This window comes from Sphingobium sp. RAC03 (assembly GCF_001713415.1).
In the GTDB taxonomy this organism is placed as follows: Bacteria; Pseudomonadota; Alphaproteobacteria; order Sphingomonadales; family Sphingomonadaceae; genus Sphingobium.
Window position 1 is genome coordinate 978,006 of the sequence record NZ_CP016456.1, and the last position, 22,089, is coordinate 1,000,094.

Below are 22,089 nucleotides of genomic sequence, written 5' to 3' on the forward strand. Positions count from 1 at the left end.
CTTCCTGCCCGAAGTGCATCCAGTTGCCCCGGTTCCACTGCGGCCTGACGTCTGCCTATCGATCGATGTAGATCGGGTTGGAATAGAACCACAGGTCGTTCCAGGGATTTTCGCCCACGGGGTCGGGACCGGGTTCGGTTTGCGTCGTGTTCGTGCCACGGACGCGGAGGTAGCGGGGCATGTCCTGTGCGCCGATGCGGTGTTCGACGACGTGATAATCGCCTTCCTGCTTCCATTGCTGGGCGGTGAAGCGGCGAATGACCTTGGCCGTCGCGTTGCGATCACCCGCCGCTGCGGAGGGGCCGCCTGCGATGAGGTCGACATGATCCAGCTTTGGCACGTCGCCATGGGCGTTCGCCGTGCGGGCCGGTCGCCATCGGATTGTCACGACGATGTCCTCGCCGCCCGGCACGGCGAGCGTATCGCCAATGGCGGCAGGCTGACCGGGCATCCGTACGCGGGCCGCCGTAAAATCCAGCGCGTCGATAAGGTCGCCCGTCACCGCGAAGACGCGCCCGCTGCGCAAGCCGTCCAGAATGTCCGCGCCGGTCGGTGTCGCCAACACCCATGTCTTGGCATATTCGCCGGGCCAGAAATCGGCCCCACCGGCCGTCCAGTGGCCATGCGAATCCGACGTGGCCGTGATCGTCCAGTGCAGCCCCTGGCCAAGCAGGGCATCCCATCCGCCGCCAAGCGTGGCGACCATCTGATCGAAGCCACCCATCGTGGGATATCCGCCATAGAGGCCGCGCGACCCGTGGGCTGCGTCCAGTCCTGGCTTGGGGGCTGCCGCCTGATGCCCAGGGGCACCCTCCATGCCGATCGCGACATGGGGCGCTGCATCATGCCAGGCCCGATATTCGGCGGGCGCGTGAAGCCCCCATTGGCCAAGTCCCGTCGCCGTTCGTGACGGATGATTGCCGATGACGACAGGGGCGTTCGGCAAGTCGGCCATATAACCGAGCGCCGCGATCATGCGGGGCTTGGTGTTGCGCGCCGGGTCAGCCGGGAACGCCTCGCGTTTGCCGAAGCGCGATTCGATGGCGCGCAGCGTATCGCGCTCCTGCGCGTCGATCGGCAGGATCAGGCTTGCATGTTCGCCGCCGGGCACGTCGAACTCGGCGCCGTAGAACAGGACGAGGTCCGACACGGCCTTGCGTGCCACGACGACATCGGGCCAGGCACGCTCATGGTTGAGGATCGAATGACGGGGTCCGCCATGGTCCGTCGACACCATCCATGACAGGCCGAAACGGCGCGCCATCCGGGCGTTTTCGACAATGGTGTGAGACGAATCGCCGCCGATGATCGGCGCAGGCGGCACATCGGGATGGGCCGGGTCGGCGCGATATTGCGCGCTATAGATGCTATGCACATGATGGTCGCCCGCAAGCCAGCGGCGACCATCGGCGGGACTGGCCTGTACCGGCCCTGTCAGGGCGCCCAGGGCGAACGCCCCGATGATGAACATGCGGTCCATGCAGCTTCCTCGCCGAAAAATCCGTTTTGGGGGCGTGCCGCACCGTAACGAGGCGATGGCCCCGCCACGGTGCGGCAACAGCGGCCGGGGTCAGAATTTGGCGCGAACGCCGAAGTTGACCGTGCGGCCGAATGTGTGGATTTCGCTGACGTCCTGCTCCGTTCCGGCGAAGGACACCTGGCGCTGGTCGAACAGGTTCACCGCCTGCACGAACATCTCCACATTGGGCTTGATCTGATAGCTGGCGCCCAGATCGACGATACCGAACCCCTTTTGATAATAGGGCACGACATCTTCCGGGCTGGGCAGCGATGTGACCACCGCCCCGGCATCCGTCATATAATCGCTGCGATAGGTGTAGCTGAGGTTGATTTCGAACGGCCCGGATTCGAAGAAGGGCGTGATCGAATAGCTGACGTCGGACACGCCCTGGATACCGGCCGATTGCAGGCCGACGCCCGTGCGATCAAGCTCCAGCTTCGACGTGGCGAAGGTCGCGGTCGCCGTGACCCCCAGGCCGAACGGCAGCTTTTTCGTATAGCCGAACTCGATGCCGGATATGGTGGCATCCCCGACATTGGTCGGCGTCGACACCAGAATATCCACCGGCAGCGTCGAACCGTCGTTGACGGCAAAGGCTAGCGTGCGCGTCTCGAAATCCGACGCGACATAATCGCTGATGTCCTTGTGGAACGCCGCGACGGTGAAGGCGCCGAACTTGTCGAAATACCATTCGAAGGAAACGTCCAGGTTCCACGACGTATAGGGACGCAGGTTCGGATTGCCCGCGGCTGCGGTCAGGTTGAGCGTCGGGTCAGCGAGCGCGGCCGCGCCTTCGTTGAAGATGCTCGTCACGGTCACGCTGTTGGTGTTGATGGAATTGCGCAATTCCGACAGCGACGGCCGCGTCATCGTCCGAGCGACGCCGAGCCGCAACTGCATATTGTCCGCGATTTCGAACATGGCGTTCGCGCTGGGCAGGAACTCGCCATAGCTCGCCTTGGTGGTGGTCGGCGTCACCTGCGTCGTCACCCCGCCCGCGCCATCGGAAACGGGCGCTATCGTCGTGCCGCGAACATTGGTACGGGTGCGCACATAGCGCAGGCCGAAATTGCCGGTGACCGGGACGTTGCCGACAATCGATTCGAAGTCGAGCCGACCATAGCCCGCCAGGATCTTTTCGCCGATCCGATAGGAATTTTGGAGGTCGGCCGCGGTCGGATCAAGGTCGTACGCGCTAGGGCTGACGCCATCATATTCGCTGCCCAGCGTATAGGCCTGATTGAACAACGCCCAATCGACGCTGCCCCAAGTCTGGCGATTGGCGATCGATTGGTCGAAGGCGTTGCTGGCCACCGGATATTGCAGGAACGCATCCGTCCGGGTCGCGCCGCTCCGCAGGACGGCATTGTTGCGATCACGACGCTGATAATCGCGATAGCGATCGGAAAACTGGCCGCCGAAACGCAGCCGCGTGAAGGTCACGCCACCCAGGCCGAAATCGATGTCGCGCGCTATGTTGACGATGGCGCTCTTGTCTTCGTCTTCCGAATTGATCGGCCGGATCGCAAAGCTTTCGAACGGCATGACCGACGGATCGGTCAGGTCGAGATCGGTGTAGAGCGATGTGATGCGCTGATTGCCCAGCACGTCGCCGCGAAAATCGAAGGTCAGATTGCCGCCCGCACCGCTGCGGGTACGATATTGTACCCGCTGGATCGGCGTGTCGAGGCCGCTGCGCGCCCGCGCATAGCTGACCCGCGGTTCGATCTGCCAGCCGCCAAGGTCCAGCTTCATGGTCGCATTGAGCTGCAGATTCTGGTGCGACTGATCCATATTTTCGCTGTAGTTGCGGATGCGCGCGCCCCGGATCGTGCCCGCGACCAGCCGTCCATCCTCGACCACCGCACTGGACAGGTCGAGCCGCGACAAGTCGTTGGGAATATAATAGGTCAGCCGCTGTTCGACCGTCTTGTTATTGAACTGCGAATAGAGGCCGTTAATGTCGATCTCGAACGTGGATGACGGACGCCATTGGACGCCCAGCACCGCACTGATCCGCTCGCGATCCTCAAGCTCCAGATAGGGCTGCGCATCGCCTGGCACGCGCAACGTGCCCAAACCCTCGACCTCCGCTTCCTGCCACCCCATGCGCAGGCGGTCGAACTGCACCTCGCGCCGCGAATAGGACAGCCCGCCCAGCAGGCCGAAGGTGCCGTCCGCGTTGCGCCAGCCGCCCGATATCGTGCCATTGGGATTGACCGTGTCGGTACGCTCTTCATACCCCGCATAGGCGTTGGCGGCGATAAAGGATGGGCGATCGAGCGGCTTGATCAGGCGGATGTCGACCGACGATCCGATCCCGCTTTCGACCAGGTCGGCGGTGGGCGACTTGACCACCACCACGCTGTCGATCAATGTCGCGGGCAGGATTTGCAGGCGGAACTGACGCCCGGATTGGCCCGAATTGCGGATATTTTCGTTATAAGCGAGCGGCATGCCGTCGAAGGTGACCGACTGGAAATTCGGCCCCAGGCCGCGCACGCTGATGAACTGCCCCTCGCCCGCTTCACGGACGATGGTAACGCCGGGCACGCGCTGCAAAGCCTCGGCCACGTTGAACGCCGGCAGTTTGCCGATGTCGGCCGCGACGACCGCATCCGCGATCGAATCTGCTTTGCGCTTCAAATCGAGCGACCGGCCGACGCCTTCGGAAAAGCTGGCCGTCACGACGATATTGTTGCTCGCTGCCGTATCAAGGTTGGCGCTTGCCGGCGTTTCTGCGGCCGCCGCCGTCTGAGGGCGAACGATCAGCGCCCCCGCGCGATCACGCACGACCACCAGCGACGTGCCCGCGACCAGCCGACGTACCGCGGTTTCGGCGTCGAACATGCCCGACAACGCGGGTGACCGCAGTTGCGCCACGGCGTCGCGCGTGAACAGGATGTCCTGACCGCTCTGGCGCGCCAGCTGTTCAAGCGCGCTGGCCATCGGCTGGGCGGCCATCGTCACGCGCATCTGGCGCGACTGGCCCTGCGTCTGGGCCTGCAGCGTGGCCGACATCGCCATGGAGGAAAGCGTGAGGGCGAGCGCCGCCGATCGGCAAAGCTGCCGTTTCAAACTGATCATAATGTGATGTCCCTGTTCGGCGTTCCCCGCGAGCGCCGCTTATATCCTCGTCGCTGGGGGTCGGGATTTCCCCACCCCCCGCATGCAAATAAAATCAGTACATGCTGGCGATGCGGACGGCGTCGGCCTGTGCGGTGACGCGAATGGGCAGCAGGACGGCGAGCGAGCGGGCGAAGGCTTCGGGATTGCCGACGCTGTAGACGCCACTGACGCGCATGGCCGCAGCCTTGGCGTCGGACACGACCAGTGCCCGTTCGGCGTAGCGGTTCATCTCCGCCGCCGCCTCGGCGACCGTTTGATCGCGGAAGGCCAGGCGACCGCTCTGCCACGCCGTCAGGTCTTCCAGTTCCGGCCGGTCGAGTTGATCGGGATGCCCGGCCGTCATGGCGATGCGATGCCCTTGCGACAGCAGGACCGGCGCCTGCATCGCCTCGACACGGGCGCTGCCCTGAATGGCCGTCAGCGTCACATGATCGTCATCGCGGCGCAGATCGAGCCGGGCCATGTCCGCCACCGCCCGCCTGTCACCCGCCTCGATGACGAAGGGACGCGAATCGCGGGCGATATCCAGGTTGATGCGACCCGTTTCGAGCGAGAGCAGGCGCATGGTTTCGCGCGCGCGGAACCGGATCTGCGTATTGGTGTCCAGCATGACGCGGGTGCCGTCATCCAGCATCAGGCGGCGCTGCTCGCCAACGCCTGTCCGGTACACGCCAGCCTGCGCCTGCTGCCATCCGACCGTCAGCCCCGCGGACAGGATGATTCCGACGCCCCCGGCCATGACGGCCCGGCGCGACAATCGCTGCGGCGCGGGCGCGCTGCGTGGATCGTCGCGAAGGCCTCCGACGGCGTCCCAGACGGTGGAGCTGTGATCGAAGGCCAGGGCATGGGACGGATCAGCATTCAACCAGGCGCGAAATGCCGCTTCGTCCTGGGTGGATCGGTTGTCGGCGTGTAAGCGCGCAAGCCAATCCGCTGCCTGCCGGTTCACATTTTCCGGCTTGCTGCGGAAGTTCACGTCACCAATGCTCCATCCATTCGGCCAGATGCGCCATCGCTTTTGCGATATGTTTTTCGACTGCGCTCTGGCTGATCCCCAACTCCTCGGCGATCTCGCGATATTTACGCCCGTCCAGGCGATACATCAAGAAAATCTGGCGGGTGCGGGGGCTGAGTTGCGCGACCCCGCCGCGCACATGGTCCAGACGTTCTCGCGCGATCATCACTTCGTCCTGCAGGGGGAAGCTGTCTGCGACGCTGTCGCTCGTCGTTTCCGCCACGATGGTCGATCCGACCTGCCGTTCCCGGCGATAGGCATCGATACCGCGATTGGTCGCGATCCGCGCAAGCAAGGCTTCGGCATTGTCGGCTTGTGTCCGCCGCGCCGCAACGCTGAGCCACGCATCCTGCAGCAGATCGTCGGCATCGTCGCGCCGGGTCATGCGCGCAATCTGATTGCGCAGCCTGACCCAGCTAAAGCCCAGCGCCCCTTCGCGCGTCGATGCCTTTGAACATTCCATCGCCGCGCGTCTAGGAATGGGGCGATACGATTTCATGACAGATCGGCGTCAGCATCATGACATGCACGGCGATGCGGGACATCCTGCACGAGGCGTCCGGCGGGCGTCTCCTATTCCACGAAGGGCGCAAGCACTTGCTGGACGCGAAGCCGTTCGGGAATCTGGTCCGCGCCGATCACGCGGTCGATCTGTTCATGGGCATGATAGATGCGGCGCTCCTGATAGTTGAGCACGATCGAGCGAAAGGCCGGGGATTCGGCCGACAGCTGAACGCTCGGCAGGTAGGTCAGATCCTCATCGAGAATGAAGTTGAAGGCCTCGATCTTCTGCTTCCACGCCTCCGGCAATGCGCTCTCGCCATGCGGCAATCCGAACCAGATGACTTCGAAGCGGCTGGTGTTGATCCCCGTGGGCCAGAACAGCAGCAAGGGGAAGCCATTGGCATAGACCGGCGTGGTCAGGTTCGGGAAGGCGGTGAAGGCGGTCACGAACTGCCGGGGGATCGGGCCGACGCTCGGTATATCGGCGATCCCGCCCATACCCATGCTGAAACCGGTTTCCTCCGACACGTCGGCCGTCGGCTGAAAGCCATCATTCCACGGCAGGATGTTGCGCGAGTGGCCGTTTTTGAACAGCGACATCACCGTGCCATGATGATCGACCGCGCATTTGGGGCCAGGCAGGCCGACGCTGCCGCGGTGGACCGAAACGAAGTGATAATTTTCGGCGAAGGCGTCCATCAGGACTTTCCAATTACACGCCACGTCATAGCTGTAGCTGGTGATGTAGCTGAGCTTGTCGAGGTCGAATTGCGCCATTTGGCCCGGCAAGACACCCAGATATTGCTGGAGCGGTTCCGCATCGGGCGCGGCATTGATGAATATCCAGCCGCCCCATGTTTCGCATCGCAGCTTCACCAGGCCGCGCTTGGATTTGTCCAGCCCGTCGAAATCCCGGCTGTCCGGCACGCCGAGCAGTTCGCCGTCCAGATTATAGGTCCAGGCGTGGTAGCCGCAGATCAGCCGCTTGCCCAGGCACGTCCCCTGACGCTCCTGCACGATGCAACCGCCGCGGTGCGAGCAGGTATTGTAGAAGGCGTTGAAGCCATTTTCCGTCCGCACGACGATGACCGGCATGCCGGGGACGCCCTCGAACTTGAGAAAGCTGCCGACTTTGGGAAACTGATCTTTATGCCCGGCATAGAGCCAACTGCGCTACCAGAGATATTTCAGTTCGAGCTGATAAAATTCCGGCGAAATATAGCGCTCGGCCGGGATGTCCGGCAATGGAGGAAAGCCTTCGGGATAGCCCTTACGCCCCTTCTCATAGTCGACGCGTTGCTGCAGCCCCTCGATCGTTTCCATGACGTTGATCTCATCCTCCCATAGATGCCCCGTGCATTATTCTGCATTCATGGGGCAGTGGCCGTGCCTGCGGACCACGCAAGGCTGGCCTGGCGCGAGGGAAAGATAGGGCAGGCGGGCGCGGCCCGGCTACGAACATAAATGATAGGTCGTGCGACGGCGATCACAGAGACGTTGAATTCCAGGGACACCGCCAAGCAAGCATATGCCTTGTCCCGATCAGGTGACACGCCAGACCCAAAGCCGGATGGAATCGGGATGGCGCGCGCCCGAACAGACGAAGATGCTGCTATTGAGCCATGCATAGGGACCAAGCGGTGCGATGAACTCCGGTACGGTGCGAAAATAATAGGCCGACGGGTCGACGGGGTCACCGGCCGCCAGGCGGGCCATGACCTCGGCAGGCCCATGGCGCAGGCCGCGATTGCGGATCTGGATGATGGTGCCGTCATCGGTTTCGATGCCATAGGTTGCATCCGCGACGGTGACGCCATCGGACCGCAAAAGTTGCCAATCGCTGCCTCCGCCAAGGATGCGGCCACGGATATGCGGCCCTTCGACCGTGCCCGACAGGATGGGGATGATCCGCCGGATGCCATCGGGCGTTTCCCCGATCGGAATGGGCGCGGCCAGTTCGGCGCTGGCCGCATAGACGAACGCCAACCCTGGCCGAACGGCGTCGGCGGGCACGGCATCTTCAGGAGACATGGGCATCCTCATTTGCAAGGCCTGTGCAGGATATCACGTCCTGCCCGGCGCTTAGCTGGAACAATAGGTCGACATGATCCGGCAGGTCGGCGACCATGTGGCGAGTCACACGCTCATAATGGCTGACGAACCGCGCGACTGCGGCGTCGTCCATGATCCCCGGCGCATCCGGCGCGGTCGCCCGCAGCTTATGTTCCTGGCGCAGTCGGTTGTTCAGGACATGGTCGAAAGACGGCGGCTTCAACATGAGCAGATGATCGATCATCGCGAACCACTGCGCATAGGATGTCTGGAGGGCTTTGTTTACATGACGCCGCCAGATGCCGTCGGGATCCTCCTGCGCCTCCAGCGCATTGAGCGGCTGCTCCAGGGCGGCGGCATCCTGCGGTCGCGCGCCCACGCACCAGCCTTCGAACAGCAGGATATCGACCTTGCCCGCATGGCGCGTCCAGTCCGCCTGCGGCAACCGGTCGTCCAACGCCTTGCTGAACCGCAGGATCAGCGTGTCTCGACCGGCGACCATAGCCTCCAGCAGCGCCATGCCCGCATCGACATCATGCGTGCCCGGCACCCCGCGCGTGCGGAACAGGGGGTGGATGTCCCTCGCCATCTGTTCCCGCGCCTGCAACGGCAGGTAAAGATCGTCCAGGGAAACGACCGCCGCCGACAGCCCCTGTTCGGGCAGCAGCGATGCCTGGAGAAAGCGGCAGACCGTGGATTTCCCGCTGCCCTGCGCCCCGTTGATCCCGATGATGAGGGGCCGTCCGGCCGATGCATGCCAATATGCTATCTGCCGTGCGAGCGGCCGCCACCAGCGATCGACCATCACCGCATAGGATGGCGGCAATCGCTCGGCGGCGATAAGATCGTCGATGGCGATTGGCACTATAGACTGTCCTGGGGCACCCGCCCCTCTCTCCAGTCGTCGAGATTGGCGAGCGCGCGCAGGCCCATTGCCTCCCGCGTCTCCCGCGTCGCGCTGCCCAGATGGGGGAGGAGAACTATGTTCGGCGCATCGCGCAGGCGTTGGGAAAGATGGGGTTCGCCGACAAAGACATCGAGGCCCGCGCCACCGATCCGCCCGGATTCCAGCGCATCGACCAGCGCGTCTTCATCGACCACGTCGCCGCGCGCGGTGTTGATCAGAATCGCATGGGGGGCCATCTGCGCGAAGATAGCCGCATCGATGATGTTGCGGGTTTCCGCGCCGCCCGGAATATGCAGCGAGACGACATCGCATTGGGCGACCATCTCGGCCAGCGACGACACATAGCGGGCATCCAGGCGCTGCACCGCGTCCTGCGCGCCGGGACGCCGCGAATAATAGATGATGTCCATGCCAAAGCCGAAACGGGCGCGTTCGGCCATCGCCTGGGCAATGCGGCCGAAACCGACCAGCCCCAGCGTCTTGCCGCGCAGGCTGGTGCCAAGCAGATGGGTCGGCCGCCAGCCCGCCCATTGCCCGGCGCGTAATTCCCGCTCGCCTTCGCCTGCCCGCCGCGACGCCATCAGCATCAGGGTGACGACGATGTCGGCGGTCGCATCCGTCAGGACGCCGGGCGTATTGGTCACGACGATGCCTGCGCCGCGCGCCGCCGCCAGGTCGATATGATCGACGCCTGCGCCGTAATTGGCGATGATCTTCGCGCGTTGCCCCGCCGTCCCGACAATGCCGGCGTGCAGCTTGTCGGTGATGGTGGGGCAGATGGCGTCATAGTCCTGCATCGCTGCAGCCAGTGCCGCTTGCGTCAGCGGGACGTCATCCTGATTGAACGTCGCATCATAGCGTTCCGCGATCAGCGCCTCGACCCGTTCGGGCCATTTGCGCGTCACCAATAAACGGGGCTTGTCGGGTATCGTCACGGATCAGCTCTGCGGTGCCGAAGCGGAGAAATAGGCTGTGAACGGATCGTCGGCATGTTCGGGTGGTTCGCCTTCGCGCACGGTCGTCCGACGCATGTCGCGCCTTTCCTTATAGATGTCGAAATCGCCGCCCCGGTGCATGGTCGCCAGATTGTCCCAGATAACGATGTCGCCCGGTTGGTAGGAGACGCCGAATACATAGTGTGGCTGGGTGGCGAATTCGATCAGATATTTGATGAGCGCGCGCCCTTCCTCGCGTGGCAGGCCAACGACGTCCATCGCATGGCTGCCGATATAGATGGCGGTGCGTCCGGTTGCTTCCTGGTGCATGACCATGGGCTGGCGGGCTTTGGGACGGCCGTCAATCTCCTCCTCGGTAATCGGGAAACCCGCGAGCAGGCGCGAATACCAGAGCGAATGTTCGGCCTGCAGCGTGTCGACCTTTTCCTTGATGTCGGCAGGCAGGTCTTCATAGGCCGACCGCATGTCGGCAAAATAGGTGAGCCCGCCTTCCTTGGGCACTTCATAGGCGAGCAACAGCGAATAGGCCGAACGCAGGTCCATGAAGGAGGAATCGGTATGCCAGAGCCGGTCGCCCTTCTTGTGCAGCACCATATTCTCATCGACCAGTATTTCGCCCGTAGGCGTCAGGTTGCTGGCGTCGAATATCTCCGGCGTGTCCGGGTGACGACGCGGCCGGTTCTTTACCGATGGCGCCGTTTCCAAATGGCCGAAATGGCGGCTGAAGGCGACATGGGACGCATTGTCGAAGCCCGTGCCGCGAATGACGCACACGCCCCACTGGTTCATCGCATCCTTGATGGCGGCGACATCGGCGTCGCTCAACGGCTTGCTGACGTCGATGCCGGAAAGCTCGGCACCAAAGCGCGGGGTGATGGGGGTCGCAGTCAAAACCATGATCATATTTCCTGTTAGGGCTTGGTCGCCACGGCATGCGCCGGAAGGACGATGTTGTCGGTGGGAACGGGCGTGCGGGCCGCCTGGCGCTTGCCGACACGGGCAAGCAGGAGCAGCGAAACGCACGAGAGCAGCGGCGTCGCCGCAAGCAGGACGAACAGCAGGCGGGGGGGCATGTTCATCGCCAGCAGATAGCCGCCCAGCAGCGGTGCGAAGATCGATCCGATCTTGGCCACCGATGTCGCCCAGCCCGCGCCATTGGCGCGGATGGCGCTGGGATAGAAAATGCCCGCGATGGAATGCATGCCGAAATGCGTGCCGCTGATCATCGCCATGCTCAGAAGGGAGAAGGCGGCCAGACCCTGCAGCGAGACGGGAGCGAGGCCCATGACCAACAGCAGCGGTGCCGCCAGCATCGGATAGAAAGCGATCGCGATCGGCCCCAGCCGGTCGGTAAAGCGCATGAGCGCCAGGCCAGCGAGCGAGCCGCCGATCGAGCTGACGGACATGATCATCGCCGCCTGCGTCCGGGTGAAACCGACATCCTCGAAGATGATCGGGCCCCAGTTGGACTTGAAATAGACCGCCATCGAACTGCCGATATAGGCGAGCCAGAGCAGGCTGGTGATCGGCCGCAGATCGCCTTTGAACAGGGTGGCGATACGGAAGCCCTTTCCTGTGGCGGGCGCTGTTTCGTCCGTGACCATGAAGCGGTCCTGCGGCCGCGCCCCAAGCCCCGGTTCCAGCGCGTTCAGCGCCTTTGCGATCTTGTCGGGCGATCGCCCCTTCACCGCCAGATAGCGGGCGGATTCAGGCAGCAGGGCAAAGAGGAGCGGGACGAGCAGCAGCGTCGCCACGCCCGACACCATGAATACCGATTGCCAGCCATAAAGCGGCGCCAGCCACACCGTCATCGGTCCTGCGACAACGCCGCCCAGCGTATAGCCCATCATGATGACGGTCACGACGGTCGCCCGATAGCGGCGCGGCACATATTCGATGTTGAGCGCCCAGGCGAGCGGCATCAACCCGCCCAGCGCCACGCCGTTCAGGAAACGCAGCGCCAGCAGCACCTGCATATTGGGCGCGAGCGCAATGGCCATGCTGGTCGCCCCGAACGCCACCACCGACGCGATGATGATCGGGCGGCGCCCATAGCGGTCGCCCAGCCAACCAAAAGCGATCCCGCCCAGCATCGCGCCGAACACGCCGACGGCGAACAGTTCGCCCAGGGAGATGACGTCCGCGCCGAACCCGTCGCGCAGATAGGGCGCGACGAAGGAGATGACGAGCATGTCGAAACCGTCGAGAAAGGTGACGGTCCACGATATCGCGACGAGGCGGATGACGAACGCATTGATCCGCTGACGTTCGATCACGTCCGTCACCTCGATGACGACGGGGGGCGATGGATCGGTTGCGGTCATGCTCATCGTGGCTCGTCCCTCTCCTGCGCCTTATGCACCGAAGTGGAAGCGCGCGCCGACCTTGAACGCGCGACCGACCGGATCGAACAGGATCTGGTTGGTGCCGCCCGATGGTCCGGGCATGGCAGGCGGATCGCGATCGAGCAGATTGTTCACCGTGGCGAACAATTGGAAGGTCCGTCCGTTTCCGGCTTCGACATTCACCCGCGCCGTCATGTCGAGGTAGAAGCGGCTGGGCACATTATTATTGTCGACGCTGTTCGGTGCGGTGACGGCATAGCCATCCTGATCGGGACCGACGAAATTGGTCCAGTAGATGCCCGACGGAATATAGCGGCCATGACCGGTCAGCTGGAATTTCCCGACCGTCCAGGTCAACACGCCATCCAGCACATAATCGGGCACGCCAGGAATCGTGCCCGTGCGCACGCCCGTCTGCCCTGCGCGATCGACCGCGCCCAGGGCATCGACGGTCGTCAGTTCCTTCGTGATATTCGCGATCAGTTGCCCATTCAGTTCGCCCCATGAACCGAGCGGCTGGCGATATTGGAGTTCGATGTCATAGCCGCTGGTCTTGAGGGCGTTGGAATTGAGGATGACGTCGCGGACCTGAAGAATCTGATTGTTGGCATCGCGGGTGATCTGGTCACAGAAATTGGTGGCCCCTTGCGCGCACCGGTTGACCAATGTCTGCGCGCCCAGGGCACCGATCGCGTCGGCCACCTTGATATTATAATAGTCGACCGACAGGCGCAGCCGCTGGAGCAGGCCGGACCGCGGGGCGATCACGAAACCGCCAGTCCAGCTGTCCGCCTTTTCGACCGACAGGTTCGGATTGGCCCCGGTGACGACGAAGGGGTTGGTCTGCAATCCGCCGTTCAACGGGTCGGACAGGCCGATCGAGCGCAGCGTCTGCGGGCCGAACAGTTCGAAAATATTGGGCGCGCGAATGTCGCGCGACCGCGTGCCGCGCAAGCGGACGCCTTCGATCGGTTCGTAGACGAGCCCGGCTTTCCAGGTCGTGACCGACCCTGTGGTGCTGTAATCGGTGCGGCGGGCCGCACCATTGAGGTCGAGCGCATAGCCGACCGATGAATTGCGCAACACGGGGACGGCGATCTCGCCGAATATTTCCTTCACCGTCACGCCGCCCGACAAAGCGGAGCCGTTGAGCGAATAAAAGCCGTTCGCCGCCGAGATGGGATCGGCGGTGCCGTCCACGGTATCGCGCCGATATTCCGCGCCCACCGCCACCGTTACCGGCCCCGCTGGCAGGTCGAACAGCTCGCCGCGCAGGTCCACGCCCGCGACATGCTGTTCATTGACGGTTCGCTGCAGGCCGTTGCCAGTGATATAGCCGACCGACGCCTGGCTGAATTGCCCTTCGCCGAACGGGTTGAACGGCACGCAGCCCGCATCGTCATTGCTGGTGATCGCGTCGGCATTGACGCGGCAGACAATCTGGCCGCCGGAGCGCACCGCGTCTACGGCTTTCAGAAGATTGGCCTGATTGACGAGGTTCGTCGCCCGTTGCGTGAAATTGGTGCGGCCATATTGATAGAAGCCGTTGACCGTCCATTTGTCGCTCAGCTTCGCCTCGACACCCAGCACGCCGCGATAGGTTTCCGTGGTCGATGTCGCCCGGCCGGGGCCAAGGTCGAACGCGGCCTTGCCCAGGATGAAGGAGGCGACGCCATTGGCATCCATCGTCGATGCGACGGCGGCAGGGATGAAGGGATTGTCGCGCTTGATACGGCCCAGCAAAGTCCCGTTGAAGTCGCGGAAGATGGCGCCGTCGACGGTCCCCTTGACCCGACCATAGGACAGGTCGGCGGTCAGCGTGACATCGTCGGTCAGGTCCGCCGTCAACGCGCCATAGGTGGACACCCGTTCCAGCGGCACTTTGAGCCGCAGGGCGGAGATGAAGCCGTTACGCCCTTGTCCCTCACCGCCGAGCATGAACAGCGGACCGACCAGCGAACCATATTGGAACCGCCCCGGCGTGCCGTCGGCCAGGAATTTGGTGCCGCGCAACGGATCGGTCGCCGTCGTGCCGATCACCTGACCCGCCGCATTGTACGACCGATTGATGAGGCCGCCCGGAGACATGGTCGATGTATTGACCCCGCCGATGATCAGATTGGCGGGCAGGCCACCGGCACCGGGCGTATTGCCCAGGATCAGGGTCTGGCTGTCGCACCAGCTACGGCTGGTGCAGGTGCCCAACCCTTCCAGCTTTTCATATTCGACCGCTCCGATCACATGAATGCGATCGCCAAAGCGCATGCCGCCCGACAGGCTGGCGAACAGATTGCCGTCATCGCCCCGCTGCGACATGCCCGCGGCAAATTCGCCGTCCAGGCCTTCCTTCTTGCGGTCGAGGACGAAGTTCACCACCCCTGCGACCGCATCCGACCCATAAGCGGCCGAGGCACCCCCGGTCACGACATCGACGCTGCGCAACAGGGAGGACGGGATCAGGTTGGTATCGACCGAACCCTGCACAGTGCTGGGCACGAAACGCTTGCCATCGACCAGGACGAGTGTGCGCTGGGGATCGAGCCCGCGCAGATCGAGTAGCCGAGCGCCGATATTGCCGCCCAGATTGGCCTGCGCCGCCGGACCGCTCGACGCGCGGAAGCTGGGCAACTGGTTCAGCGCTTCGCCGACATTGGTGATGCCCAGCGCATCGAGCCGTTCAGCGCCGATCGAGGTGACCGGCGTCGGCGCGTTGAAATTGGAACCCAGGCGCGTGCCCGTCACGACGATGTCAGTCACGGGCAAGGCACCCGATGCGCCTTCGGTCGTCTGGGCACCGACGGATTGCGGGGCGGTAGTTGGATCAGCCGGGGCGGACTCCTGTGCGGCCACACCGGTCGGCAGCGCCATCGCTACCCCGATCATGGCCAAGACACTCGCGTTTGCGCGCATGCGCTGGGTGCTCAATCGCATCTTCATTTCCCTCTCCTGGCCTTCTGCTGCGGCCTCTGAACAATTTATGTATCGTGATACATAGATTGTCAACGCCCTCCTTTCAGGGGGAAAATTTGGGGGAAATCTGATATTTTGCAGTTGTTTACCAGCGCCGCTAAGAATGGCATGCGGGCTGCAATCCACTGTCCCGCCTTTGCAATGGGAATGACATGGCCTCCGACGATCCGAATCCAGCCGATCCGTTCGACAGCAGCACAGCGCAATATCGCGCCTATTTTCCCGAAGGATCGCGCGATGACGTCGAATTCCGGCTGACCCGGATATTGTCGCTGTCGGCCCGCCGTTGGGGGACGCATGTCGAAAATCGCATGTTGGCGGCCACGGGCCAGTCCCGGTCGCGATGGCAGACCCTCTTCGTCCTGAGCGTCGCCACGCCCCCAGTCACGACATCGCTCTTGTCGGCCCGCCTCGCCATTCAATGGCCACCGCTGATCCGAACATTGAATTCGCTGGAAGCCGATGGCCTGATCCGCCGGACGGAAAACCCGCACGACAAGCGCTCGCGCCATATCGAGATCACGCCAGCGGGCATGGCGGTCGTCGAGCAGGTTCAGCCCGTTCTGTCGGACATTCGATCGACGGTATTTGCCAAACTCAGCAAAGAAGAGATGGAACTGGCGACGCGCGTTTTGGAGAAGGTCGTCGTCGGCGTGAGTGAAGCCCAGGAGGCGGATGCGGTGTGATATTACTCGATAATCTTAGCTCAGGACTTATTGATTCAACCATAAGATGACGGTTGCGGCGGTACAAATTGCGGACATGAAAGTGTCGGCGTATCGGTCGTAGCTGGGGATGCGACGCCAGTCCTTGAGTTTGCCGAATATCCTCTTGATCCTGTGACACTGGCAGTAGAGCGCGATATCGTGCGGGTCTTGAGTGGCCGATGCGCAACGCCCCCGAAGGGAGACATCCCTGGGACGCATTAGAAATGTTATATTATTTCATTGACAGATTGCTGCAACGGCGAAATGCTCCGCGCCAACAGCCAAGGAGCCCATATCATGTCCCTGACCGCCACCGGCCAGCGCATCATCTTGTCCGACGTCCACCTATCCTATGGCAGCCAGCCCGTGCTGCGCGGCCTGAGCCTGCATGTCGATGCAGGCGAAATCTACGCGCTTCTGGGCGGCAATGGTGCGGGCAAATCGACGACCATGTCAGCCCTGTTGGGCTTTGCCCGGCCAGATAGCGGCACTGTCCTTGTGGCCGGGCATGATCCGATCGCACAGGCCGACAAGGCGCGTGAACAAATCGCTTATGTGCCGGAAAATGTCGCCCTCTACGAACATCTGACCGCGCGCGAGAATGCCGCCTATCTGCTCGCTTTGGCGGGTCGCCACCCCGCCCCGCAGGATATTGATGGCGCGTTCGAGGCCACCGGCCTGCAGACATCGGCCTGGGACAAGCGGATGGGCGGCTTTTCCAAAGGGATGCGGCAGAAAGTGGCGATTGCCATCGCCCTGCTGCGCGCCGTGCCGGTGCTGCTGCTCGACGAGCCGTCATCGGGCCTTGATCCGCGCGCAACCGCCGATTTCAACAGGCTGGTCCACGACGTGGCGCGCAGGGGCGCGGCGGTGCTGATGGTCACCCACGACCTGCTGTCCGCCGCCGACATTGCCGATCGCATCGGCTTCTTGGAATCGGGCCGCATCGTAGACGAGGCATCTGCGCAAGGCGCGGATCGCTTCAACGTGCGCGACCTGCATCGCAAATTTGCGCGGGAGGCCGTCACCGCATGAACGCCATCACCCTGATCGCCCGCGACGAATTGCGATTGATGCGGCGCAATCGCGTCACCGTCATAGCCTTCGCGCTGCTCACCCTCCTCACGCTCGCCGCCGCCCTCATCAGCTGGTCCCATCAGACCGGCATCGCCGAAACCCGCGCTCGGTTCCAGGCGCAGGCGGCGCAGGAATTTACGGCGCAGCCCGACCGGCATCCCCATCGCATGGTTCATTTCGGCAACTTCATCTTTCGCCCCCTGCCGCCGCTCGCGGCCTTCGATCCGGGCGTCGATGCCTTCACCGGCAACAGCATGTTTCTGGAAGGCCATCGGCAGAACAGCGCCAATTTCGGCGATGTCCGCCAATCATCGCTGCTGGTGCGCTTCGGCCAGCTGACACCGGCCTTCGTCCTGCAAGTGATCGCCCCATTGTTGCTGGTTTTCCTCGGCTATGGGGCAGTCGCGCGGGAACGGGAACGCGGCACGCTGCGCCAGATGCTCGTCCAGGGGGTTTCCGCGCGCGCGCTGCTGCTGGGCAAGTTGCTGGCGCTTGCCATAGTCGCTGCGCTGGTCGGGCTTCCCGCGCTGGCCGCCTTTCTGCTGATCGCGGGACAGCCGGGCGCGCTGGCCGGGCCGATGGCCGTCATGGTGCTGGGCTATGGTGCCTATCTGGCGCTTTGGTCGATCATCGTCATCCTGGTGTCCGCGCTGGTGCGGCGCGGGCGCGACGCGCTGCTTGCGCTGCTCGCGCTCTGGACGGTGCTTGTCATCCTGCTCCCGCGCGTTGCGCCCGACATTGCGGCGCAAACCCACATGCTTCCCACCCGGCTCGAAACCGACATTGCGATCCAGCAGGATCTGCATCGTCTCGGCGACGCACATAATCCCGACGATCCCTTCTTCACCGCCTTCAGGCAAAAGGTGCTGCGCCACTATGGCGTCGACAGGGTCGAGGATCTGCCGGTCAATTATAACGGCCTGCTCGCGGTCGAAGGCGAGAAGCTGACATCGCGCCTGTTCGACGATTATGCCAGGCGCAGCTTCACCGTCCAGCAGGCGCAGAGCCGACTGACCGACGGTTTTGGCATCATCAGTCCAGCCATCGCCCTGCGCCGACTGTCGATGGCTGCGGCAGGCACCGACCTGGAAGGCCATCGCCGGTTCCTGGCTCAGGCCGAAGCCTATCGTTACGCCATGGTCCAGCAGCTAAACCAGTTGCAGGCCGACACCGTCCGCTATGCCGATGACAAGGCCAAGGATGCCGGTGCCGATCAGCGCAAGCGCATCTCCGCCGACCATTGGCAAGCGATCCCGCAATTCCGCTTCAAACCGGCGACCACGGGCGATCTGGTCAAAGCCAGCCTGCCTGGCCTTGGCCTGTTGCTCGCCTGGCTGGCGTTCGCGCTGCTGGCGTTGCTGCCCGTTGCCCGCATTCTTCAGAAAGCTCGTGCATGACCCTCCTCACCCATGAATTGCGCCTGCTGCTGCGCTCCCGCATGGCGCTGCTGGCGCTGCTGTTGGTCGCTTTGCTGGCGGCTGCCTCCGTGGCGGCCGGCATGGCCGAGGTCGCCCGCCAACGCGACGTCATCGCCCGTATCCAGCCCAAACAGGCGCAGGATATGGCGGCCGTCGCGCAATGGGCGGCCGAGACGAAAGACCCTGGCACCGCGGCCTATTATAGTTTTCACGCCACTTGGGACACGCCTTCGCCGCTGGCTTTTGCCGCCCTCGGCCTGCGCGATGTCGCGCCTTATATCCTGCGTGTTCGCGCCCTTGGGCTGGAAGCGCAGCTTTATGATGGCGAGGCGTTCAATCCTGAACTCGCCCTGCCGGGTCGTTTCGATTTTGCCTTCGTGCTGGTCTATCTGACCCCTTTGTTCGTGATCGCCCTGTTTCACGATCTGGTGTCGGGGGAACGGGAAGCGGGAAGGCTGCGCATGCTGGACGCCCTGGCGGGGTCGGGCCGGTCGCTATGGCGTCGGCGCGTGCTGCTGCGCGGCGGCTTGCTGTTCTTGGCGCTTGCGGCGCCGCTGACGATAGGCGCCATCCTGTCCGCCGTGCCCTTGCCCACCCTCCTGTCCGTGCAGGGTCTAGTCGCGCTCTACCTCGCCTTCTGGATCGGCGTGACGTTGCTGGTCGGGCGGATGCGCTGGAGTTCCGTCGCCAATGCCGCGACGCTGGCCGGTATCTGGCTGGTGCTGACGCTGATCCTGCCGACCATCGCCCATGTCGCGATCAACCGCCTCATCCCGGTGGGTGAGGGCGTGGAACTGACGCTCGCCCAACGCGAAGCGGTCAACCGCGCATGGGACATCCCCCGTGCGGACACGATGCGCGCATTTTACGCCGGTCATCCCGAATGGAAGGATAGCCCGCCGCTGACGGACGCCTTCCACTATAAATGGTATTTCGCCTTCCATCAGGTCGGCGACGAAAGCGTCGCGCCAAAGGTCGCCGCCTATCGAAACGGCATAGAAGCGCGCGATGCCGCCGCGCGCGGCATCGGCTGGCTATTGCCGTCGGTCGGGGTGCAGGCGGCTCTGACCCGTCTCGCCAACACCGACATGGCAGCCCAACTGGCCTATCAGGATCGAATCCGGGCCTTCCATGAAAAATTGCGGAATTTCTATTACCGCTATCTGTTCACCGATACGCCGTTCGAAAAGGACGACTTTGATCGCGCGCCGACCTTTGTCGGCGGCGCTTAGTCCTGCGTCACGAACGGAAAGCGTCGTGAAGGAATAGGGCCAGTCGCTCCTGATCGCCACCGGTGGTAACTCATCGCCAGACCTATGGCGGATGGCCGAAGCCAAGGCTTCGCCAGATCAATCTTCCGTCACTATCGCGTGGGACAGAGAACGTCGGGAGAACGGCAGGTCACAGCAAAGCTGCATGCCCGTTGATTTCGTCCGTCAGCGACCGGCGGCCTCCGCCGGTTGCACGCCACTCGCGTCGATCACGCGCTTTGCCTCTGCCGGCCATTGGTTTCCGACCACCGCCACATTGTCCGTCGCGCGATTGTTGAGATAGACGCTCCATTCGCCATTGAGCTTGCCGCTATTATACCAGTTGGCCGTAGCGACATTGTCCAGCGCCGTGCGCCGCGGCGCGATATGCGACTGGGTGTTGAGGTTGAGCCAGACGCCGCCGACCCGGTCGATGACATTGTTGCGCACAGTGACATAGCGCGACCCTTCGTCCAGATAGATGCCGATCCCGCCCGATCCGGCGATGTCGGATATGTAATTTTCCGCGATCAGCGCGCCGGGATCAGCGGACAGATGATAGATGGCGCCGCCGTCGGGGAACCATTGTTTCACCCGGCTGACCCGGTTCCCCATGACCACGGTGTCGCGCAGGGTCGTGGGCGTATCATAGACGATGTTGCCGGGCTGGTCATAATAGCCGCGTTGCTTGCGCCAATATTCGGCGCTGCCGCCCGGATCATTGGCACCCCACCCCCAGCCGACATCGATGCCGTCATAGGGCGCGTCGGAGACGTCGTTGTTCAGGATGAGCGTGCCGGACGCATAGGTGACGAGGATCGCCGACTGTTCCTTATAATCGCGCGACACCCCTTCGATCCGGTTGTTGCGGATGATTATGTCGCGCAAGCCCATCTCAGGCCGGGTTGGATGATGCGCGTCCGGCTGTACCCCGCCCGCCATGATCGCGCCGCCAGCCAGATCGGCAAATTCGTTGTTCGTCACCTCGATCGCCGACGTGCCAAGGCCCACGCCGCTTTCATTGGCTTCCGGGTTGGTACCGATGCCGAGCGCGATCTGCCCCAGTTGCGAAAAGCGATCGTCGTCAAAGACGATGCGCCGGGCCGCAGCGACCTGTACTGCGGCGGGCTGCTGACTCCACCGGTTGCGCATCCGTTCGAAGGATGCGCAACCCCAGCTGCAATCGCGGATCGGATCGGCGGGATAATCGACGAGTTCGCCCGCCAGATAGGCGCCGCTCTGCTGGCTGGCATAGCCCTCCGGTCCCGACGGCTGCAGCCAGCTCGTATGGCTGAATTGCAAGCGACGAAATTCGAGATCGCGGACGGGTTCGTCATAGCTGCCCGCGATCGACAGCAGATGTTCCAGCCGCGGCAGGACGACGTCAATTTGGCTCATATCCTCGCCCGGCCGGGGCTTGTAATAGAGTTGCCCGGCCTTCGGATCGACGAACCATTGGCCCGGCTCCCGCAGGAAGGCGAGGGCATTCACCAGGAAGAGGCGCGCGACTTCGGCCGATACCGGTCGCGCCATCGTGTCATAGCCGACCAGATTATTGCGCCATCCCGGTTGCTGCATGATGATCCTGTCGCCTTCGATACGGTCGACCATGGCATGGCGATGGGTGAACCAGCTCATGCCTTCCACTTCGATGCGGCTCTGACCGGGGAGTTGCGCCAGAAAGCGCCAGGCCGCATCCTTGATCTCCAGTCCCCAAGGATGGAAAGCGACGGCGGTCCGCGGGATTTCGACCGAGGCGCGTGGCGCGAGTTTCCCCGCGACGGTCAATTGCCGGGGGTCCGTGCCCGCAGGAACGCTGGCCGCCCAGATATTCCGCTGCTGGTCGACTTGCCGCCAGCCGGTGACCGGTTGACCGCCCGACAGGATGGCGCGTGTGCCGGGCACACCCTCCCACCGCACCGTATAGCCATTCTGACCGCCGTCTCCGGCACTAAAGCGCAAGGGGGCGTTCAGGCGGTAGGTTCCCGCCGCCAAAGAGACCGTCACATCATGGTCGCGGTTGAGGCTCCGCACCGCCTTTTGCGCGCGGACCAGCGAGGCAAAGGGCTTGCGCGCCGATCCATCGCCGTCGTCCGACCCCTGCGGCGACACATGCAGGATGATCGGCGTCGGTGCCGGGCGGTTCGGGATGACGACCCGGAAATGCCTGTCTTCGGGGCGCTCAGATGGGGCCACGCGGGGAATGTCGGGCATGGCGGGTAGTTGCGTCATCGCAG

The 22,089-nt window shown here is 63.5% G+C and carries 17 protein-coding genes and 1 pseudogene; 4 read left to right on the top strand and 14 right to left on the bottom strand.

The features are described from left to right. Positions 1–55 precede the first annotated feature (55 nt). The 13 genes and pseudogenes from BSY17_RS09330 to BSY17_RS09380 form a co-directional block, all read right to left on the bottom strand. On the bottom strand, positions 56–1,480 hold the full coding sequence (locus BSY17_RS09330) for a phosphoesterase (protein WP_069065304.1): 1,425 nt from the start codon (positions 1,478–1,480) through the stop codon (positions 56–58). Between the two features lie 90 nt (positions 1,481–1,570). Further along, the gene (locus tag BSY17_RS09335) at positions 1,571–4,609 is read right to left on the bottom strand and encodes a TonB-dependent receptor (protein WP_069065305.1); all 3,039 of its coding nucleotides are present in this window, start codon (positions 4,607–4,609) and stop codon (positions 1,571–1,573) included. A gap of 94 nt (positions 4,610–4,703) precedes the next feature. Next, entirely contained in the window at positions 4,704–5,627 is a 924-nt protein-coding gene (locus BSY17_RS09340) for a FecR family protein (protein WP_083217096.1), read from the bottom strand. Between the two features lies 1 nt (position 5,628). Continuing rightward, on the bottom strand, positions 5,629–6,129 hold the full coding sequence (locus BSY17_RS09345) for an RNA polymerase sigma factor (protein WP_069065306.1): 501 nt from the start codon (positions 6,127–6,129) through the stop codon (positions 5,629–5,631). A 110-nt stretch (positions 6,130–6,239) separates the two neighbouring features. Beyond that, positions 6,240–6,947 (bottom strand): RHO alpha subunit C-terminal catalytic domain-containing protein, encoded by a 708-nt coding sequence (locus BSY17_RS21890; protein ID WP_335681351.1) that lies wholly within the window; start codon positions 6,945–6,947, stop codon positions 6,240–6,242. Between the two features lie 192 nt (positions 6,948–7,139). Beyond that, positions 7,140–7,280, bottom strand: a pseudogene (locus BSY17_RS21895) (Rieske 2Fe-2S domain-containing protein); the annotation flags it as partial. Positions 7,281–7,343: 63 nt separating this feature from the next. Continuing rightward, positions 7,344–7,493 (bottom strand): hypothetical protein, encoded by a 150-nt coding sequence (locus BSY17_RS21550; protein ID WP_171899213.1) that lies wholly within the window; start codon positions 7,491–7,493, stop codon positions 7,344–7,346. A gap of 219 nt (positions 7,494–7,712) precedes the next feature. After that, a complete protein-coding gene (locus tag BSY17_RS09355) occupies positions 7,713–8,201 on the bottom strand; it encodes a DUF3237 domain-containing protein (protein WP_237236484.1) in 489 nt (162 codons plus the stop codon). Further along, a complete protein-coding gene (locus BSY17_RS09360) occupies positions 8,191–9,087 on the bottom strand; it encodes a kinase (protein WP_069065308.1) in 897 nt (298 codons plus the stop codon). Before BSY17_RS09360 ends, BSY17_RS09355 begins: the two co-directional genes overlap by 11 nt. Then, the gene (locus BSY17_RS09365) at positions 9,087–10,058 is read right to left on the bottom strand and encodes a 2-hydroxyacid dehydrogenase (RefSeq protein WP_069066884.1); all 972 of its coding nucleotides are present in this window, start codon (positions 10,056–10,058) and stop codon (positions 9,087–9,089) included. The genes BSY17_RS09360 and BSY17_RS09365 overlap by 1 nt, the downstream gene beginning before the upstream one ends. Before the next feature lie 9 nt (positions 10,059–10,067). Then, positions 10,068–10,982 carry a TauD/TfdA dioxygenase family protein gene (locus BSY17_RS09370; protein WP_237236486.1) on the bottom strand — a complete coding sequence of 305 codons (915 nt, stop codon included), beginning with the start codon at positions 10,980–10,982 and terminating at the stop codon, positions 10,068–10,070. A 14-nt stretch (positions 10,983–10,996) separates the two neighbouring features. Further along, the gene (locus BSY17_RS09375) at positions 10,997–12,415 is read right to left on the bottom strand and encodes an MFS transporter (protein WP_069065310.1); all 1,419 of its coding nucleotides are present in this window, start codon (positions 12,413–12,415) and stop codon (positions 10,997–10,999) included. A 24-nt stretch (positions 12,416–12,439) separates the two neighbouring features. Next, complete coding sequence (locus BSY17_RS09380; protein ID WP_069065311.1) at positions 12,440–15,367, bottom strand: TonB-dependent receptor domain-containing protein; 2,928 nt, start codon at positions 15,365–15,367, stop codon at positions 12,440–12,442. A 185-nt stretch (positions 15,368–15,552) separates the two neighbouring features. Here BSY17_RS09380 and BSY17_RS09385 point away from each other — a divergent pair, with 185 nt between their 5' ends. The 4 genes from BSY17_RS09385 (at position 15,553) to BSY17_RS09405 (ending at position 19,834) form a co-directional block, all read left to right on the top strand. Next, complete coding sequence (locus BSY17_RS09385; RefSeq protein ID WP_037476121.1) at positions 15,553–16,086, top strand: MarR family winged helix-turn-helix transcriptional regulator; 534 nt, start codon at positions 15,553–15,555, stop codon at positions 16,084–16,086. A 318-nt stretch (positions 16,087–16,404) separates the two neighbouring features. Continuing rightward, positions 16,405–17,142, top strand: coding sequence for an ABC transporter ATP-binding protein (locus tag BSY17_RS09395; protein ID WP_069066885.1), 738 nt, complete (start codon positions 16,405–16,407; stop codon positions 17,140–17,142). Further along, positions 17,139–18,581: an ABC transporter permease gene (locus BSY17_RS09400; protein WP_069065312.1), complete on the top strand. Its 1,443-nt coding sequence runs from the start codon at positions 17,139–17,141 to the stop codon at positions 18,579–18,581. The genes BSY17_RS09395 and BSY17_RS09400 overlap by 4 nt, the downstream gene beginning before the upstream one ends. Next, entirely contained in the window at positions 18,578–19,834 is a 1,257-nt protein-coding gene (locus BSY17_RS09405; RefSeq protein WP_069065313.1) for a DUF3526 domain-containing protein, read from the top strand. The genes BSY17_RS09400 and BSY17_RS09405 overlap by 4 nt, the downstream gene beginning before the upstream one ends. A gap of 204 nt (positions 19,835–20,038) precedes the next feature. Here BSY17_RS09405 and BSY17_RS09410 read toward each other — a convergent pair whose 3' ends face one another. After that, on the bottom strand, positions 20,039–22,084 hold the full coding sequence (locus BSY17_RS09410) for a right-handed parallel beta-helix repeat-containing protein (protein ID WP_150125766.1): 2,046 nt from the start codon (positions 22,082–22,084) through the stop codon (positions 20,039–20,041). Positions 22,085–22,089: the final 5 nt, after the last annotated feature.

Excerpts from the sequence above, each read along its gene's own strand:
- BSY17_RS09375 (WP_069065310.1), bottom strand. The coding sequence starts at position 12,415 with ATGAGCATGACCGCAACCGATCCATCGCCCCCCGTCGTCATCGAGGTG.
- BSY17_RS09410 (WP_150125766.1), bottom strand. The coding sequence starts at position 22,084 with ATGACGCAACTACCCGCCATGCCCGACATTCCCCGCGTGGCCCCATCT.
- BSY17_RS21890 (WP_335681351.1), bottom strand. The coding sequence starts at position 6,947 with ATGGCGCAATTCGACCTCGACAAGCTCAGCTACATCACCAGCTACAGC.
- BSY17_RS09405 (WP_069065313.1), top strand. The coding sequence starts at position 18,578 with ATGACCCTCCTCACCCATGAATTGCGCCTGCTGCTGCGCTCCCGCATG.
- BSY17_RS09335 (WP_069065305.1), bottom strand. The coding sequence starts at position 4,609 with ATGATCAGTTTGAAACGGCAGCTTTGCCGATCGGCGGCGCTCGCCCTC.
- BSY17_RS09400 (WP_069065312.1), top strand. The coding sequence starts at position 17,139 with ATGAACGCCATCACCCTGATCGCCCGCGACGAATTGCGATTGATGCGG.
- BSY17_RS09395 (WP_069066885.1), top strand. The coding sequence starts at position 16,405 with ATGTCCCTGACCGCCACCGGCCAGCGCATCATCTTGTCCGACGTCCAC.
- BSY17_RS09385 (WP_037476121.1), top strand. The coding sequence starts at position 15,553 with ATGGCCTCCGACGATCCGAATCCAGCCGATCCGTTCGACAGCAGCACA.
- BSY17_RS09345 (WP_069065306.1), bottom strand. The coding sequence starts at position 6,129 with ATGGAATGTTCAAAGGCATCGACGCGCGAAGGGGCGCTGGGCTTTAGC.
- BSY17_RS09330 (WP_069065304.1), bottom strand. The coding sequence starts at position 1,480 with ATGGACCGCATGTTCATCATCGGGGCGTTCGCCCTGGGCGCCCTGACA.
- BSY17_RS09380 (WP_069065311.1), bottom strand. The coding sequence starts at position 15,367 with ATGAAGATGCGATTGAGCACCCAGCGCATGCGCGCAAACGCGAGTGTC.
- BSY17_RS21550 (WP_171899213.1), bottom strand. The coding sequence starts at position 7,493 with ATGGAAACGATCGAGGGGCTGCAGCAACGCGTCGACTATGAGAAGGGG.
- BSY17_RS09370 (WP_237236486.1), bottom strand. The coding sequence starts at position 10,982 with ATGGTTTTGACTGCGACCCCCATCACCCCGCGCTTTGGTGCCGAGCTT.
- BSY17_RS09355 (WP_237236484.1), bottom strand. The coding sequence starts at position 8,201 with ATGTCTCCTGAAGATGCCGTGCCCGCCGACGCCGTTCGGCCAGGGTTG.